12 protein-coding genes and 4 pseudogenes are annotated in these 16,503 nt (G+C 35.7%); 2 read left to right on the top strand and 14 right to left on the bottom strand.

The window, feature by feature from the left end:
* The 8 genes and pseudogenes from LDX58_RS06255 to LDX58_RS06220 all read right to left on the bottom strand — a co-directional run.
* Positions 1-338: alcohol dehydrogenase catalytic domain-containing protein (locus LDX58_RS06255; RefSeq protein WP_227935971.1), on the bottom strand; the 338-nt coding region annotated here is incomplete at its 3' end.
* 170 nt (positions 339-508) lie between these two features.
* Positions 509-1,768, bottom strand: a pseudogene (locus LDX58_RS06250) (TRAP transporter large permease).
* 124 nt (positions 1,769-1,892) lie between these two features.
* Positions 1,893-2,426 carry a TRAP transporter small permease subunit gene (locus tag LDX58_RS06245; protein ID WP_227935970.1) on the bottom strand — a complete coding sequence of 178 codons (534 nt, stop codon included), beginning with the start codon at positions 2,424-2,426 and terminating at the stop codon, positions 1,893-1,895.
* A 48-nt stretch (positions 2,427-2,474) separates the two neighbouring features.
* Positions 2,475-2,618, bottom strand: coding sequence for a hypothetical protein (locus tag LDX58_RS06240; RefSeq protein ID WP_227935969.1), 144 nt, complete (start codon positions 2,616-2,618; stop codon positions 2,475-2,477).
* Positions 2,619-2,830: 212 nt separating this feature from the next.
* A complete protein-coding gene (locus LDX58_RS06235) occupies positions 2,831-3,112 on the bottom strand; it encodes a hypothetical protein (protein ID WP_227935968.1) in 282 nt (93 codons plus the stop codon).
* A gap of 20 nt (positions 3,113-3,132) precedes the next feature.
* Positions 3,133-3,909, bottom strand: coding sequence for a hypothetical protein (locus tag LDX58_RS06230; RefSeq protein ID WP_227935967.1), 777 nt, complete (start codon positions 3,907-3,909; stop codon positions 3,133-3,135).
* 124 nt (positions 3,910-4,033) lie between these two features.
* Positions 4,034-5,134: a TRAP transporter substrate-binding protein gene (locus tag LDX58_RS06225; RefSeq protein ID WP_227935966.1), complete on the bottom strand. Its 1,101-nt coding sequence runs from the start codon at positions 5,132-5,134 to the stop codon at positions 4,034-4,036.
* Between the two features lie 668 nt (positions 5,135-5,802).
* On the bottom strand, positions 5,803-6,996 hold the full coding sequence (locus LDX58_RS06220; protein ID WP_227935965.1) for an ROK family protein: 1,194 nt from the start codon (positions 6,994-6,996) through the stop codon (positions 5,803-5,805).
* Between the two features lie 404 nt (positions 6,997-7,400).
* On the opposite strand from LDX58_RS06220, the pseudogene LDX58_RS06215 reads away from it, so the two are divergent.
* Both LDX58_RS06215 and LDX58_RS06210 read left to right on the top strand, forming a co-directional pair.
* Positions 7,401-7,550 (top strand): annotated as a pseudogene (locus tag LDX58_RS06215) (ATP-binding protein); the annotation flags it as partial.
* A gap of 424 nt (positions 7,551-7,974) precedes the next feature.
* Positions 7,975-9,027: pseudogene (locus tag LDX58_RS06210) on the top strand (IS4 family transposase).
* Between the two features lie 822 nt (positions 9,028-9,849).
* Here the strand turns inward: LDX58_RS06210 and LDX58_RS06205 are convergent.
* The 6 genes and pseudogenes from LDX58_RS06205 to nikA all read right to left on the bottom strand — a co-directional run bounded on the left by LDX58_RS06205 (position 9,850) and on the right by nikA (position 16,313).
* A pseudogene (locus tag LDX58_RS06205) lies at positions 9,850-10,975 on the bottom strand (IS4 family transposase).
* A gap of 241 nt (positions 10,976-11,216) precedes the next feature.
* On the bottom strand, positions 11,217-12,044 hold the full coding sequence (gene nikE, locus LDX58_RS06200) for a nickel import ATP-binding protein NikE (RefSeq protein WP_227935964.1): 828 nt from the start codon (positions 12,042-12,044) through the stop codon (positions 11,217-11,219).
* 34 nt (positions 12,045-12,078) lie between these two features.
* Positions 12,079-12,909: an ABC transporter ATP-binding protein gene (locus tag LDX58_RS06195; protein ID WP_227935963.1), complete on the bottom strand. Its 831-nt coding sequence runs from the start codon at positions 12,907-12,909 to the stop codon at positions 12,079-12,081.
* Positions 12,910-12,927: 18 nt separating this feature from the next.
* Positions 12,928-13,758 (bottom strand): nickel ABC transporter permease subunit NikC, encoded by an 831-nt coding sequence (nikC, locus tag LDX58_RS06190; RefSeq protein ID WP_227935962.1) that lies wholly within the window; start codon positions 13,756-13,758, stop codon positions 12,928-12,930.
* Complete coding sequence (gene nikB, locus LDX58_RS06185; protein WP_227935961.1) at positions 13,755-14,699, bottom strand: nickel ABC transporter permease subunit NikB; 945 nt, start codon at positions 14,697-14,699, stop codon at positions 13,755-13,757. The genes nikC and nikB overlap by 4 nt, the downstream gene beginning before the upstream one ends.
* An 18-nt stretch (positions 14,700-14,717) precedes the next feature.
* On the bottom strand, positions 14,718-16,313 hold the full coding sequence (gene nikA, locus LDX58_RS06180) for a nickel ABC transporter substrate-binding protein (RefSeq protein ID WP_372459118.1): 1,596 nt from the start codon (positions 16,311-16,313) through the stop codon (positions 14,718-14,720).
* Positions 16,314-16,503: the final 190 nt, after the last annotated feature.

Here is a 16,503-nt window from a genome sequence, read left to right as displayed (position 1 = left end):
GAAAAATTCAAATGAGGAAAGTTTTCACAAGCATACGGTTTTGCTTTTAAACAGTCATTACAAGTTCCACAGGAATTAAAACTCATAATGACATGATCACCAGGCTGGACATTGCTGACTCCTTCGCCAATCTCTTCTACGATACCAGAACCTTCATGCCCTAATATTATAGGTAATGGTACTGGCCTAAGTTGATCTCGTGCTCTAAGATCCGTATGACAGATTCCGCTAGCACTTATTCGAACTAGTACTTCTCCATGTTTTGGTTTATCAAGAGAGACATCTGATATCGTAAATTCAGAACCTTTATAAAAAGTAGTCGCTGCTTTAATATTCAATGTCCAAAACTCCTTCTTAATAAAATGTATTTCTGTGGGTTTAAATTAATCATTTTATAAAACAAACTCACCTACTGAATTGTCCAACTTTTTCTTTTAACAAAAATCCTATATTCCCTTTGAAAGATTTTTAGTATAGATGTCCGACTGAACCAACTTACAACGCACATTTACATCAACGAAGGTAAGAAGGTAATAATCTGTGGAAACAATATAAACAATGCTATAATAACAAAATCAGCTACGATAAACGGTATGCTCCCCCGATAAATTTCCTTCATATCACTGCCTGGTACCGCACCATTAAGAATAAACAAACTAAGTCCAAATGGTGGTGTAACCAAGGCTACTTCAACCAAAAACACTAGCATAACACCAAACCAAATCGGGTCAAATCCCAAAGCAATGATGGAAGGAAAAAGAATAGGTAGAGTCAGGAACATGGCTGACATCATGTCCATGAACATCCCCATAATCAAATACATCAGGATGACAGCTAACAAAATCACAATGGGGTCAACTGGAAGTGAAACCAAAAGATTTGATAAATTGGTAGGTATTCTAGTCACCGTAATAAAGTAACTGAAAACATAAGTACTACATACCAACAGAAAGATCATACTTGATGTCGTGATTGTCTGTATAATAGAGTCTTTGATGATCTGCCATTTAAAACCTTGCATGAACAGCAACATAACAAATACGACGAAGGCACCTATTGATCCGGCTTCAGTTGGCGTAAAAAAGCCAGAGTATAACCCTGCTACGATCACAAAGACCAAAATCACAAATCCCCATATATTTTTTAAGGATTTCAGACGTTCTTCTAAAGGAGGCTTAGCAACCGATGGTGCAATCGCAGGATTCCTTTTAACCAAAATATAGACCATCACCATGTAAATCACGGCAGCAAATAAACCGGGCAAAAGGCCTCCAATTAATAATTTTCCGATTGACTGTTGTGTGATAATAGCAAAGACGATCATTAAAATACTCGGTGGTATCATGACAGCAAGTGGTCCGACTGAAGCTATAGCTCCATAAGCTAACTTTCTGTCCACCCCTGATTTAATCATTTCCGGATAGGCAATTTTGGCTAATGTCGCAGTGGATGCCAAACCTCAGCCACTCGTAGCTCCAAATCCCGCTCCCCCAAGAATAGTGGCTTGTACTATGCCTCCGGGAGCATGCCCTACCCATTTCATAGCGGTTTTAAACAGATTGGTCACAATACCTGAATGATAAGCAAAGTAGCCCATAAGGATAAACAAAGGCACAGCAACAAAACTTTCACTCCTCAATACTCCATAAAAAGTCGATTGCATAATATTTAAAGAAGGGATTAACCCATTAATCAAATAGAAGCCTACAAAACCAACAGTAGCCATAGCAAATGCAACCGGTACTCTTAAAAACATCAATATCAACATCACGATGATGCCGATGTAACCAATAATCTGTGGATCTAATGTCATATTCATCCTCCCCCGTCCTGGTACTAACCGATTTGCAAAGTTTCCAAACAATCGACAACACCTTTTTTACTTCTAGCAGCTATTGGATGGTAGTTGTTTCAGATTCGTCTTTTCTGTTCTTTGAGTTGGTTGCGATAAGGAAAACGTCAAGAAAAAGTCTTATAGCCAAAAACGTCAAACCTAGAAAAAGAACCAATTTTGCTGGCCAAATCGGTATTCTGATCAGCCCAGAACTATACTCATTTCCTACAAAAGAAGATATAGTAGAAATCCCTGTTTGCCAGGCAATGACACCGATGACAAACAGACCTATCACAGTGCCAATTAAGTCAAGGACATTTTTATACTTCGCCGGCAAAGAACTTGTGGCAACTTCGATCACAACATTCTGGTTTTGAGCCTGTACATAAGGGAAGCCTAGAGCAATCATTCCAATAAATGAGTATGTGACCAATTCGTAAACAGCTACTATAGGTGTATTGAATAAATTACGAAATAAAACATCCAATGTCACCATTAACATGACAATCAAAGCAATCATTCCTGCAACTAATGCAAAAAAGTATTCTACCTTTCTTAACTGGTAATCTAATTTCACAAAAAGTAGATTCATGAGATCCCCCCGTACGTTAATGTCTCTCAAATCGTTTAGTATTCTCTATCAATTCAATATTTGCTCTTGGGAAAAAGAATCTTTTTTAAAAGACATGAATAATATAAGTTCCGATTTTTTTGTAGGATCTTCAAAACGTTTCATCAAGTTCTTGTTTTCTAGCATCTCTTTCAATACCGCATCTTTAATCATTCTCACTCATCTTGGCATCACACTTAATGAAATCTTTCAGTAGTGAACAAGCATCTCTTTTATTGCTTTGCCTCCATCCTTCTACGAACAACGGATGTTCGTAGAAGGATGGAAGCGATGAACGTATTTGACCGCAGATATGTCGTCATAAATGATTAAGGAAAAAGAGTTTCTTGAAGAATTAGTAACATTAGACTTTAATTTAATACAAACTATCCATTATGGCTTTTTTCAATAGCTTCTGACCTCATGGCATCCATTGTTTCCTTTAACTTCTCTTCAGATAAGTCACCTTCAAGCGATTGTTCTGACATCTTTAGTGACTTTTTCAAAAAACGAACTCCCTCGTCTTCATGTTGTATCATTTCATCCCACAGCTTTTGCAAATCGGACTGATACTTATTAATTTTTTCTTTATCAAGAGCTGACTCAGTTTCTTCTAACAGTGAAGTGAGATGAAAAACTTGTTTACTCCAATTTTCAAAATTGAACATGTTTTACACCGACCTTATGTTTAGATTTTAGGATAAGGAGTTGTTCTCTCAGCCCCTAGCAAATTCACTTCATTTGACTGTAAAGTCATGGTGCTTTCAAGACGTGTATTATGCATCTCTAACAGCGTTCTTCGTTTATCTGCATCTTCGCCACAGTATTTAATCATGATATCTCTTCCAACCGCAATATGACGCGGTTCATCATCCACAACCTCTTTTTTAATTCCCGTACGTAACTCTTCAGGCATTATTTGGGCTGTAATGTTTTCTTCTGGTGATAATGTTCCGTAACCAAGCAAGAACGGTAAAGTCACTTCGGAAGTTAACTGCAAGTTTATCGCAATTTTAGTCGGATCGTCATAGCTGCTCGTTAACTGGAATTGTTTTAAAACGTCAGGTTCAACTTTATAGTCCTGGATTCTCGGGCTTCCACCATATTTCTTTGCCCAATTCCCCCACTCCCTTTGGTGCTTAACTTCATCAATGATCTGTTGGGCAAGTCTAATGCGTATGCCTATATCCTCGGGGTTACTTTCGAGCAACACAATTTGTTTGGAAGGTGGATGAACCCCTAGATAGAATTCACGCCATCCAATTCGCGAACAAAACTTCATCAAATTCTGTTTTCTCGTCTCTTCATCAAAATCAACTTTCTCCCAATTACTAACATGATAGAAGGCTTCAGCAAATTGAGTAGATTTGTCAATGATTTTTTGTGTAAATTCTTCAGGCGTCCATTGTTTTAATTCAGCATCACTCAACTCATGGTACTTCGGTAATTCAACAGCACTTTTCATAAGAATAACCTCCAAATAATTTGAAATTTTATATCGTCATCTTGGTACTTGAACATGTAATCTTTCAATAGAAAGGCTTACAATTTTTAACGCATTTGTAACGTGATTATTTTCGTAGATTGGCTTAATAAGGACTTTCTTGTTCATATTTTTCAACCAGTTCAACAAAAGTATCCAAGACTTGTTGGCCTGGCAACCCTAGATCTTCTTGTTCTTTCACCCATTCATTCCACACAAGTTCTGCTGCCAGTTCTCTTACTTTGTTCAAATCTTCTTCCGAAGTTTCATGGATTACAACACCTTGCTCAGCATATTTTTGCGCTGACTTTTCATCTGATTCAACAAAAAGTTCATGATGCATTTTGGCATCAAAATCCTGTTGCACTTCCTCAATAATGTTTTGGATATCTTCAGGTAAAGATTCATATACGTCAAGGTTCATGCCAATAACAGCGGTCAGCCCCGAAACAGGTAGTCCCCAAATAGAATTGATCACTTCATCAACCCCAACCGCAACGCCCCCCGAAAAATTAAAGAGCATACTGTCAATTGTGCCTCTAGACATAGCTTCATAAGCTTGTGTTTGCACCATTGGAACAGGAATCATACCAAGCCCTTCAGCCAGTAGAGCTTGGGAGCGCCCGGTTGTCAAAGTTCGTAATCCTTGTAAATCCTCAAAACTAGAGACATCTTCAGTTGACAAAATCTGGTACTGAGGAGCAGCATATAAGCCTATTTTTTTCACACCGTGACTTTCCCATTGTTCTTTGACTGCTGGTTCTTCTTCAAATAAGGTATGAAGTGCTTTAGTGACGGACCATACGTTTTGGTAAATAGCCGGATTCGTCGTAACAGTACTTAAAGATACTTTGCCGGATTGCAATTCTGGAATAATAAAAGCAACATCTGCCACCCGGTTTTGAACAGCATCAATTGTATCCTCCGGACCAGTCAATGACCCATTATAAAACCTTTCAAACTTTACTCGACCATCACTTCTTTTTTCAATTTCATCTAACACATTATCAAAACCAATGGTAACGGGAATTCCTGGCTGTGTATAAGTACTTGCCGATAAATGGATTACTTCCGTTTGATCACTTTCACTACCTCCTCCATTTTCTGAATCTCTGTTAGATGATTCCGTAGTCGACCCCGCGGAACACCCATTGAGAATCAACATGAATACGATAGAAAGCAACACAGCTTTTATTATTTTTTTCAATGTCTTTCCTCCTCCTAAATCATAGTTGTAAGTGCTTACATTTCTTTCAATAAACACACTGTTCTTCATTTGAAAACTTTCTTAACTTACAAACCACCTCCTTACTAAAATAAATTCAAAATGATTTATTGTTAATTAGCATGAATACGATATAAAGTAACCTCACTTTTATTGTTTTCTTTAATGTCTTCCCTCCTTCTAGAACACAATTGTAAACCCTTACATTTTTTCAAAAAAAACATAGTTCTTCATTTAAAAACAAACTTCTATTCACATTTAAAATCATTATCAAGCCATTAAATTCATTCACAATTTCCTGAAGTGTTTCATCATCTGTAAAACTTGTATCGAGATGGATCAATACTAGTTTTTGAGGATTAATTTCTTTAAAAATTACTCCAACTTGCCGCGGAGAACAGCGCCCACTCTATTAACAAATTCTTCATCTGAGGTATTTGGGTTTTGATATTCTTTAGGTAAACCTGTTCCGAAAAATTTAATCCCCTTTGAAAATAGATCAACGTAATCATTTTGACCAATTCGGCAATAAGTTATTAAAATAAAAGGAATTACCGTTTATTTCTTTTAACTTTTTCCCACTTTGGACTTAAATACAATTTCATATTATATCGAATTCACAGAAAAGTCAATATAACATGAACAGAATTTTAAAAAGTTTTCGGGAAATATGACTCGAAGAGAGTGATACACGCACCTACAACCATCGCTCTATCTTTTCTTTTTCCTGTAGTGAAAATAAGATCATTTTCTCTATCTTTTAAATTTTGTAATGCACTTTCTACTACTCGATTAAAATATCCATCAAAGTTATAAATTAAAGGACCACTAAGAATAATTAATTCTGCTTGAAAGATGTTAATTAAATTTGATAAGCCAAAACCTAAATAATCAGCTGTATTTAAGATGATTTCTTTTGTTTTTTCATCTCCTTGCTTAAAATATTCAATAAGATCATTTACTGATACTTGTTGAACTTGTGCGTCATTTAGTCCCAAAGTTGATTTATCTTTTTTTAGGTCTTGAATAATCCCCTTAAAAGAAGAGTAAGCTACCAAACATCCTCTTTTCCCACAAGAACATAACTTCCCATCAAAGTTTATACTCATATGCTCATAATTATCGTTTTGCCCAGGCAACAAAGTTCCATTAATGATAACTCCACAACCTAATCCCCAAGCGCCAGATATTAAATAAAGGACATTTTTATGCACTGAATCATATGCATCATATTCAGCAACGACTGCTGTTTCCGTGGCTAATTCAAGCATGATTTTTACTGGAAACTCATGTTGTAACATGTCAACGACAAGTGTATTTTTCCAATTTTGGGCAAAAAACGGTTCTTTTACTATAATCATTCCCTTTTTCTTATCTATTGGACCAACTGTAGCAAAACCAATTCCTATTAGATGTTCAATTCCTATTTTATGATCCTTCATTAATCTACGTATAATACCTGTAATTTTATTTATTATAAAATCCAGTGTATGTATGGATGTTATAGCAAATGTCTCTTCTTCAATAATTTCGTAACGTACATTACATAAAACAACTTCTACGGCCATTTTTGATATATGAATTCCTATAATATAATCCTTGTCTAGCACCACATCGTAGTAAGTTGGAGGTCTTCCAATAGAGGTATCACCTACCCCATACTCTCTTAGAAAGTTATTTTTTAATAACTCATCAATCATTCTGTTTAATTTGGTTTTTTTTATCTTTGTAAGTTCCATTAATTCAGCCTTTGTTATCGGTCCGTTTTTCCGAATAAGTTGATACAATCTCTTTAATTCTTGCTGTTTTGTTGACCCACTTTCTAGAAAATCTTTAAGTAACATATAAACACATCCTTATAATCTTGTTCCTAACTAACATATTAACAAATTTATTCCTATTATGGGCAAAACAAATTTTAAATGTGATTTTTTAAATTATTATTCTGTAGTTCTTGTCACGCATAGTTAAAACGGACTGGCAATTATAAGGTCCATCATAATACAAAAAAGAGACCTTCAGAATGCTGCCCTGGAAAAGCAATACTTAAAAAAAGTCTCTGGTACTTACCTATGTGAGAGCGAAATGTAGCTAAGAGAGACATTATGCTCCAGCAAATTGAAGAAATATTTATAGAAAAGGGAAAGATTCATTGGTTAATTCACCAACTAAAGAAAGGTATCCACGTCATCTCTCGACCAATTAAAAGTACTTCTAAAACTGGATAGACGAATATTTCACTTTAATTATGATGGGCTCGAACAAAGGACCAAGTGAGTGGGGAAAGTTTCTGGGAGACCCCACTCTCACAACGGCTATCTTAGATCGGCTTCTACACCGGAGCGAAATCTTAACATTTAACAAGGAGGCTGAAAGTATTCTCGCCAATAATTCTTGATAAATTGTATAGATATATTCTTTTTCTCTTCCGTATAAGTTCAACTGCTTCATTAAATTTATGCGCATGGATTTTATTAGCAAAGTAAGCGAAAATTGTAAACGGGAGAGTAGCTAAAGTACGAATAATTAATTACTACATATAAACTTTGGAAAGAGTAACATAAAAGAAGTATCGGTATTCCAGATTGTCTAATGGGAGAGCAAATACAAGAAGCTTTTGGGGAAACAAAGAATAAAAGGTATTCAGATGAGACAGTAAAACTTTATTTTATAGCTTTTGTATCACTAGTGTTGCACAAATGTTATTTCAAGATTCAAAATACACCTAATATTCAAATTTCAGTTCATGCGTGCATAAAAAAATCCTTTACAATGGAAGTACAGGCGGTTCCTGTCCAAATCCAACGTAAAGGATAATAACTATGGACAAGAATACACGATTGTCTTCATTTGGTAAATGGGTTGCACCCATAAAAATGAAACTTTTTGATGAACAAGTAAAAAAATAGACTGGATAAATATAAGAAGAAATGATCAACTTCCTCTTTTACAAAACTATTTCTCTATGCACACTTGAAACAAGTGGAAAGCCTTCATGCGTTGAATGCAGAACTAGCCGATGAAAACTTACAGAAAGAACTGGGGATCAAATCAATCAGTGTCTCCCAGCTTTCTCGTAAAAACAGGGCTATAGATTCATCGCTGTTTTCCATCGTCTTTCTTGAATTAGTTCGGCAGATTCAGATGAAAACAAACCAATATCAGCCACCATTTCCTTTGAAAATTACCCTACCGCTAAACCTTACCCGTTGTAACTGGGCTACATTTCGGAAGAGCAAGGGTGGTGTCAAACTTCATCTTAGATTGGTTTTTGTCGATCAAGATACGGTCTATCCTGATAAAGCCGTTATCACAAATGCCGTTGAACACGATCGGAATCAACTGGAGATTCTCGTTGATGACAAAGATGCCATGTAGGTGTTTGATCGTGGATATATCGACTATGAACGGTTTGATCGGTACTTTGATAAAGGAATCTTTTTTCTTTCAAGACTGAAAAAGAATGCCGTCATAAGAGAGGTTGAATCCTATTCTTTACCTAAAGGTAGTCCGATTACATCAGATAAAATAGCGTACATTGGTACAACACAAAAGCGTACTGAAAATGTATTTCGAATCCTTGAAACGGTCGATTCGAAAGGAAATCCCATACGTTTGATCACGAACGGGCAATAGAGTTATTTTTCAAATGGTTAAAGCAGCACGTCGAAATAAAAACATTTTTTGGATACAGCGAACAAGCTGTACACAATCAAATTTTCCTTGCATTAATTACGTATTGCCTGAATGTACTTGTTCAACTGGAAGCCGAAGGAAAACCAACATTATTACGGATTACCCGATGGCTCAAGGCAACCATGTGGAGACCAGCGAGAGTATGGCTCGGATTCATTGAGCAAAGAGGAAGTCCATAAACGAGTACAAGTCGATGTTGCTAGAGTAGTAAATGTATAATTTCACCAAATGGACAGTGCCTCCTCTCGCTTGGGATTGTCTTTTTAGCTCATTTATCGGAGTGATATATAGACAGAATATTCAAACTATAATTATATGGTTTTATGCAACACTAGTGCTTTTGTATATAACACAAAATAGCGGCACCTACACTAGTAGGTACCGTTATATCAACATCTGTTAGTACTGGGGGAGGAAATTGCTAAATCACTTTCAAGGTATCCCAATTTTTTACAGAAAAGTGGAAACCTCCAAAATTAGTCCCTCTTCATAAAATTCTTTTAAGAACATTAGAGCCTTTCAATTGATAAAAAGGCCCTTAACTCACTGTTACATCATTTATTCACCTTCATAAGTTAGTAGTGAACAGCACTCCACATGGGTTGAATAGTGATGGCAGATAAAAAAGATGTAGCAGTGTTTACTTCAACAAAGTTTCAATAAAGAGAACAACCTTAGGAGTATCTAAAATCATAAAAGAAATACCAAATGGTTTAATTGTTTATTGTATATAAACTCTTTTTTTCATTTTGCTTCTTTTCCCTTTTCATTCCTTTTAATAAAAAGCCACCTTTAAATCTCCTAGGTTCACAAGAAAAAAATACCACTTCTATCCCAGTTTAGAGCGTGGTATTTTTTAATATTAATTTAAGATATACGTACACTAGTGTCGCATAAATAATGACTGGATTTTCAGTTTAAATTTATTTTCTATTTAGAGCCAAAAAGTTAATACTCAAACAAAAGTGGCTCCATCCATTTGGAATATATTTACAATTAGACTAGTAGGACGACAATACTTTGCTTATTAAGGGATCGATTTTCCGAAGCCAAGTAGATGTCGGTTTCCACAATGCAGCCCTTAAATAACGACTAATTTGCAAGATTTTACGCTTACTTTTCGTTTCGAGTTGCACGAGAACATGGAGGCAAAAGACGATCAGTGCGATAAACACTTGATTGTGAATCGCCCATTCGCTTTGACCGTAGAACTTTTTGATTTTGAGATGCTGTTTAATCCATTTGAAAAATAATTCAATCGCCCAGCGCGATTTGTACATCTCTGAAATTTCCTCGGCACTCAAATCAAAACGATTTGTGATCAAGTGTAGTTCATTTCCTTTTGAATCAAGTACTTTTAGTAATCGAAAAAAGTTTTCTGAACGATTTTGCGACGTGCCACACCATTTGATCCGACAAAACTGAGGTATCTTCTTCTAGTTTGAAGTCATACATTTCCCTTATGACGGCGTTCTTTCGGAGTCTTGATAAGAAAAAATAACCTTCATCTGTCATGCGGTCAAAACGTTCGTAATCAAGATAGCCACGGTCAAACACATACATGCATTTCTTGTCATCTACCAGTACTTCAAGTTGACTTCGATCATGTTCTTTCGCGGTTGTCAGAACGGCTTTCTCTGGGTAAGATGTTCCTTTTTCCATAAATACAAGGCGCAGGTGTACCTTTACACCCGCCTTTGTTTTACGGAACTTTGCCCACCGATGATTCGTCAAATTGAGTGGTAATGTGCTTGAATCAATGATTTTTAAGGGCATCACGAGTTTGGTGGCATGCGTTTTTATATGAATTTGTGACACTAAATCAAGGAAAAGTAGCTGGAAGATATCTGGATTCATGCCGTTTAATCGACGTGACAGCTGTGAAATGCTAATTGAATCAAGATCAACGCCTTTTTGAAGCTGGTCATCAAATAGGGAATCGCCCAATGCGTGTAGACTTTCGATTTCTTGGAGCTGCGCAAAAAGTAATAATTTCAAGAAAATATCTGTCGTTAATTTTTTCGTATAGCGATCTAATTTCATTGTTTTCACATTTTCTTCAAAAACTTGAAGATTAATCGGTGAAAACCATTGTCCAAATGAAGTTTTTCGTGTAATCTTGTCCATGCGTTGGTCCTTTTTTAGTGGATTTGGACGGGTTACCACCTGACTTTATCCATTATAAAGGACTTTTTCTTTGCACAAAATTAGATTATTGAAGATTTTGAGTCTTTTTAATATTCAAACTAAATTAATGCAACACTAGTGAAATACAGTAAGATAAGTAAACTTTTAAAAAAAGTCACATTTTGATATGTTGTGACTCTACCCCTCGTTTTATTCTACTCCAGTATTTATGCTATATGAATCAATATATGACATGTTTTGCCTTTATTGAAATGGAACGATAACGCGGGTGCTCAGCTAGAATAGATTTCCTCATCTGTTTCACAACAGGATGTTGTGAGGAAAAAAACCGATCTTTGGAATTGTAGAGCTCAATCAATTCTCCTTTTTCGAGTACACCAATATTATCAGAAATCGAGAAGGCAGCTTTAATATCATGTGTAATAAAAAGATACGATAATCCAAAGTCATGTTTTAATTCGCTTAATAAATCTAAAATTAAACTTTGTGTAACCATATCTAAACTGCTAACCGATTCGTCAAGGACGATTAACTTAGGTTTAAGTGCTATTGCTCTAGCAATATTAATTCTTTGCAATTGTCCACCGCTAAATTGATGCGGGTATTTCCTTAGATCATGTTCACTTAATCCAACTCTTTCCAACAATTCAATAACCGTTCTTCTTTGTTCTCCTACCGTTAACTTTTCATAGTTCTCTAATGGTTCGCTAATAATACGTTCCGCTGTCAATCGAGGGTTAACCGATGAATATGAATCTTGAAAAACAACTTGCAGATCGCGACGTAACTTTTGTCGATTAAGCTTATCTGCTTTATAGATATCATGACCTTGAAACAAAACCTGACCTTGCTGTGGACGTTGTATGCCAAGAATCACTTTTCCTAAAGTGCTTTTACCAGCTCCACTTGTACCAAGTAATCCTAAGCAAGTTCCTTCTTCAATAGAAAAGGAAATATCATTTAGCACTTTTTGTGATTGGTCTTTCCATTTAAAGAGCTTTTTAGAATTATAGCTATGACTTACTTCTTTTACTTGTAATAAGCTCATTTATTTCAACCCTTTTCAAAAAATAATCTATCTATTACAACATATGGGTGATAGTTTGTTGTTCAAGATTTAAGGTAGGTCTTGTATTTAGGAGCCTCTTTGTATACTCATGTTGTGGATTATCAAATAATTGATACACATTTGCAGTTTCTACAATTCTTCCAGTTTTCATCACAATTACCTCATCTGCCATTTCTGAGATTACTCCTAGATCATGAGAAATGAGTAAAATCGATGTTTCATATTTATTACGAATTTCATCTAATAGACGAAGGACTAATAATTGGTTATGAAGATCGAGAGCTGTAGTTGGTTCATCAGCAATAATGACGGATGGATGTAAGACTGCAGCCATGGCAATCATCACTCGTTGAAGCATGCCTCCACTCAATTGAAAAGGATAGTATTTCAATAGTTTATCAGGTTCTGGCAAATTTACACTTTGCATCACATCAATCGCAAGTTCCTTTGCTTGCTTTTTCTTTAACGAGGTATGAGATCTAATCGTTTCAACAAATTGATAGCCTATTGTAAATACTGGAGTAAAAGCATTCATCGGATTTTGCATAATAAAAGCAATATCCTTCCCCCGAATTTTCCGCATTTCTTTATTGTCTAAACCATTTAATTCCTGGCCATTTAGAGTAATACTTCCTTTAATATCTACTTTTTTCCTATCATGTAACTGCAAGATAGACATACTTGTAACGGTTTTCCCGCTGCCGCTTTCCCCAACAAGCCCTAAAATCTTCCCTTTTTCTATTCCAAAATTTATATCCTTAACAAGAGTAAACAAACCTTCTTTGGATCTTACTTGTACTTGCAAGTCTCTCACATTTAAAATATTTCGCTCTTTTGTCTCCATTTTAAACATTCCTTTTTATTAGCGACGTTTAACTCCAAAACGTTCTGATAGTGCTTCTCCTAATAAATTAAACGTAACAACAACGATCATAATCATTAAGCCTGGATAAATCATTAATGCTGGATTCGTTCTGATATATGACTTCCCTTCATGAATCATTGCCCCCCACTCTGGTGTAGGGGGTTGTACACCTAATCCTAAGAAGGACATTGATGATAAATTCATAATCGCCCAACCCATTTCTAATGTTCCCATTACCGCTAATGATGGAAGAACATTAGGAATAATATGTGTCTTTATGATGGTCCATGTAGAAGAACCACTTATTTTAGCTGCAGTAATATAGTTCTGTTCCTTAAGGCTTAGAACCATTCCTCGAATTACCCTTGCGTAATAAACCCATTGTACGAGGATTAATCCTAAAATAACCTGTTTAAGACCCGCTCCCCAAATACCAACAAAACCAAGAACAAACAAAAGGCTTGGGATTGCCATCAGACCATCACCGATTCTCATTAACAATTGATCAACCCAACCACCTTTATACCCAGATATGATACCAATTATTAAACCAAAACTTAAAGCTGAAATAAAAATTAACAAAGCAAACCCTAGCGAAATTCGAGCCCCATATAAGATACGTGAAAACGTACATCGACCTAAATGATCTGTTCCTAATGGGTAATCCAAAGAAGGTTGCTGTAGTTTATGAGCTAAATTAACAGCGATAGGGTCGTTAGGTGCCAACCACGGAGCCAACAATGCTATTAAAAATAATACGCACAGTATTAGGGAACATATGACAATCACTTTTTGACTATTTAATATACCACGAAACATTGCTATCATTGATACTGCCTTCCTTTTCTGGAAATACGTGGATCCATATACATTTGGATAAGATCAACAATTAAGTTGCTTATAAGGAATATTCCCGCTGCTAATAGCACATAGCCTTGAATAACAGGAACATCACGGTTAAAAATAGCCTCAATAAAATACCGCCCAAACCCTGGCCACGAAAAGACTGCCTCGACAATAATAGCTCCAGTCATTAAGTTTCCTAAATTCATTCCAAGACCAGTAATCATAGGAGAAATGGCAATTCTTAATACATGCTTTCCCATTATGATCCTTTCATGAATTCCTCTCGTCCTCGCAAAAAGCACATAAGACTCTTGTAAATTTTCAAGGACACTTGCACGTAACAGGCGAGTATATAAAGCTATTAAAGGAAAAGCCAACGTGACTGAAGGTAAAATTAAATGTTTCCAGGTTCCTGTACCTTCTACTGGGAAAAGGTCCAGTTTTACAGAAAAGAAAAAAATAAATAAATATCCAAGCCAAAACGATGGGATGGATGCCCCTATAAAAGAGAGGAGTCTACTAAAATGGTCAATTCCACTGTTCTTCCTTATACCAGCTAAAAACCCAATAGGAACACTTACTAAGATTGTAATCAAAAGACTGCCTATAGTTAACTGAATAGTTGCTGGCATTCGAGAGGTTATCTCTTCCCATACAGGTTTATTCGTAATATAAGATATGCCAAAATCAAATTGGCATATCTTAATAAGGGTGTTTACATATTGTATTAGGAGAGGTTGTTCTAAGCCAAACTCATGTCTCTTTTGTTCCAACATCTCATCTGTTGCTTGGATATGTGCTGCAGTAAAGTATGCTTCAGCTGGGTCCACTGGTGATAAGTGAATCATACCAAATGTTAGCAAAGTAGCTAAAAGGAAAATTGGAATGATGGTGATTATTCTTTTAAAGACATAAGTACCCATGAAAACCTCTCCTGTCGCTTACTCGTTTACACTAATTCCTGTAAATGGGTGTTCATCTCGATTAGCAGGGAATGTGAAATTTGAAACATTCTTTTGATAAATTGCTATTTTCTTAATATAAGATATAGGTACAATTGCACCTTGATCTTGTAGTGAGCCTAAAATTGTTGTATATAGCTGTTGACGTTCATTTTCATCCGTTGTTTGTTTAACTTCATCTATTTGGTTCAGTAACTCCTCTGTATTGGGGTAGGATGAAATTGCTTCTCTAAACCCAAATCCTTTTGTAGCAACGATATTTACGAAAGTATGCGGGTCATATGGAGCCCCATAGTTACTGAAGAAGTTCATATCAAACTCATTCGCTTTGAATCTTTCAACCTGAGTAGCAAGCTCAACTCCAACAATATTTAATTTCACACCTAATCCTGCCCACTCAGATTGTAATGTTTCAGCCATTACTTTCTGGATTGATTCAGCAGAATCATACATTATCTCAAATTCAAGTGGTTTCCCATCTTTTTCACGAATATTTTTACCTTCTGGTAGTTTCCAGCCTGCTTCCTCTAATAGTTGGTTCGCTTTCTCAACATTATAATCAGCCGTCGTTACATCAACATTTGAAGTGTAAGGGAAGTTTGTTGGTAAGATATAGTCAGCCTTCTCTTCCAATCCAGATGTTACACCCTCAACCATTGCTTCTTTATTAAACCCATAATGTAATGCTTGACGAACACGTACATCTGAAAGCTGCTCTTTATTTGTATTCATCACTAGCTGTCTAGTAGCAACTGGTTCAGAAACACTAGTTTCGTAGTTTTCTGTCGATTCTAATTGTTTAAATGCATCTAAGCTAATAACTCCCTCACCATATATAAGGTCTAAATCACCTTTTTCAAAAGCAAGTACACGCGTTTCAGCGTCCGGAATAACTTTGACTTGAATTTTCTCTACATTTGGGAGTTCACCCCAGTAATTTTCATTACGTTTAAATATAGCATATTCATCTACTTTATATTCATCCAATACCCATGGGCCTGTTCCAACTGGTTGTGCTATACCTTCTGAAGTGTCACCATCTTCAGGAAAACCAGCTTCTCCAAGGAATCGCACTGGGCGGACAACAGCTAATTCTTGAATAGTAGGATAATAAGGTTCCTTTAATGTTAATTTAAATGTATGCTCATCAACAACCTCTGTTTGAGTTATCATTGGAATAAATCCTAACCAGCTATGTAGGTCTAAATTTGTTAATATAGTATCAAAGTTCTTTTTCACAATCTCGGCATTAAAGCTTGTGCCATCAGAGAATTTTACATCTTGACGTAAGTTGAATACATATTCTGTCCCATCTTCAGAGATCTCCCAAGATTCTGCTAAATGTGGTTTTAGTTCTCCTCCATCTTGGTAGCTTACTAAAGGTTCATATACCATAGATTGGGCGAATAATTGATTTGGATTATAGACATGTGGATTCATTGCGCCTACATCCCTTGGCCAAGCAAAAGTAATCATATTGCTACTTTCACTTGAAGCATTTGCACCTTCTTTATCTACTGATTCATTTGAACAACCAAGTAAAGCCATAGATAAAGCAAGAAGCATTACTGACATAAGTAAAAATTGTTTTTTATTTTTTTTGTTCACCATAAAAAGTTTATCCTCCTATTATCGATAATGAAAACCATTATCAACTGTATAGGTTTGTGTATCTATTGTCAATACAATTTAGCTATTTAATAAAATATTCGATTAAAATTATAAAATGTTGATTAATCCATAAACACTTTATTACAGGAATGCT

Origin of the sequence: Alkalihalobacillus deserti, from assembly GCF_020734105.1 — a bacterium.
In the GTDB taxonomy this organism is placed as follows: Bacteria; Bacillota; Bacilli; order Bacillales; family Bacillaceae_D; genus Halalkalibacter; species Halalkalibacter deserti.
The sequence above is the reverse complement of the archived record's forward strand: the minus strand, read 5'-3'. Positions and strand labels throughout refer to the sequence as shown.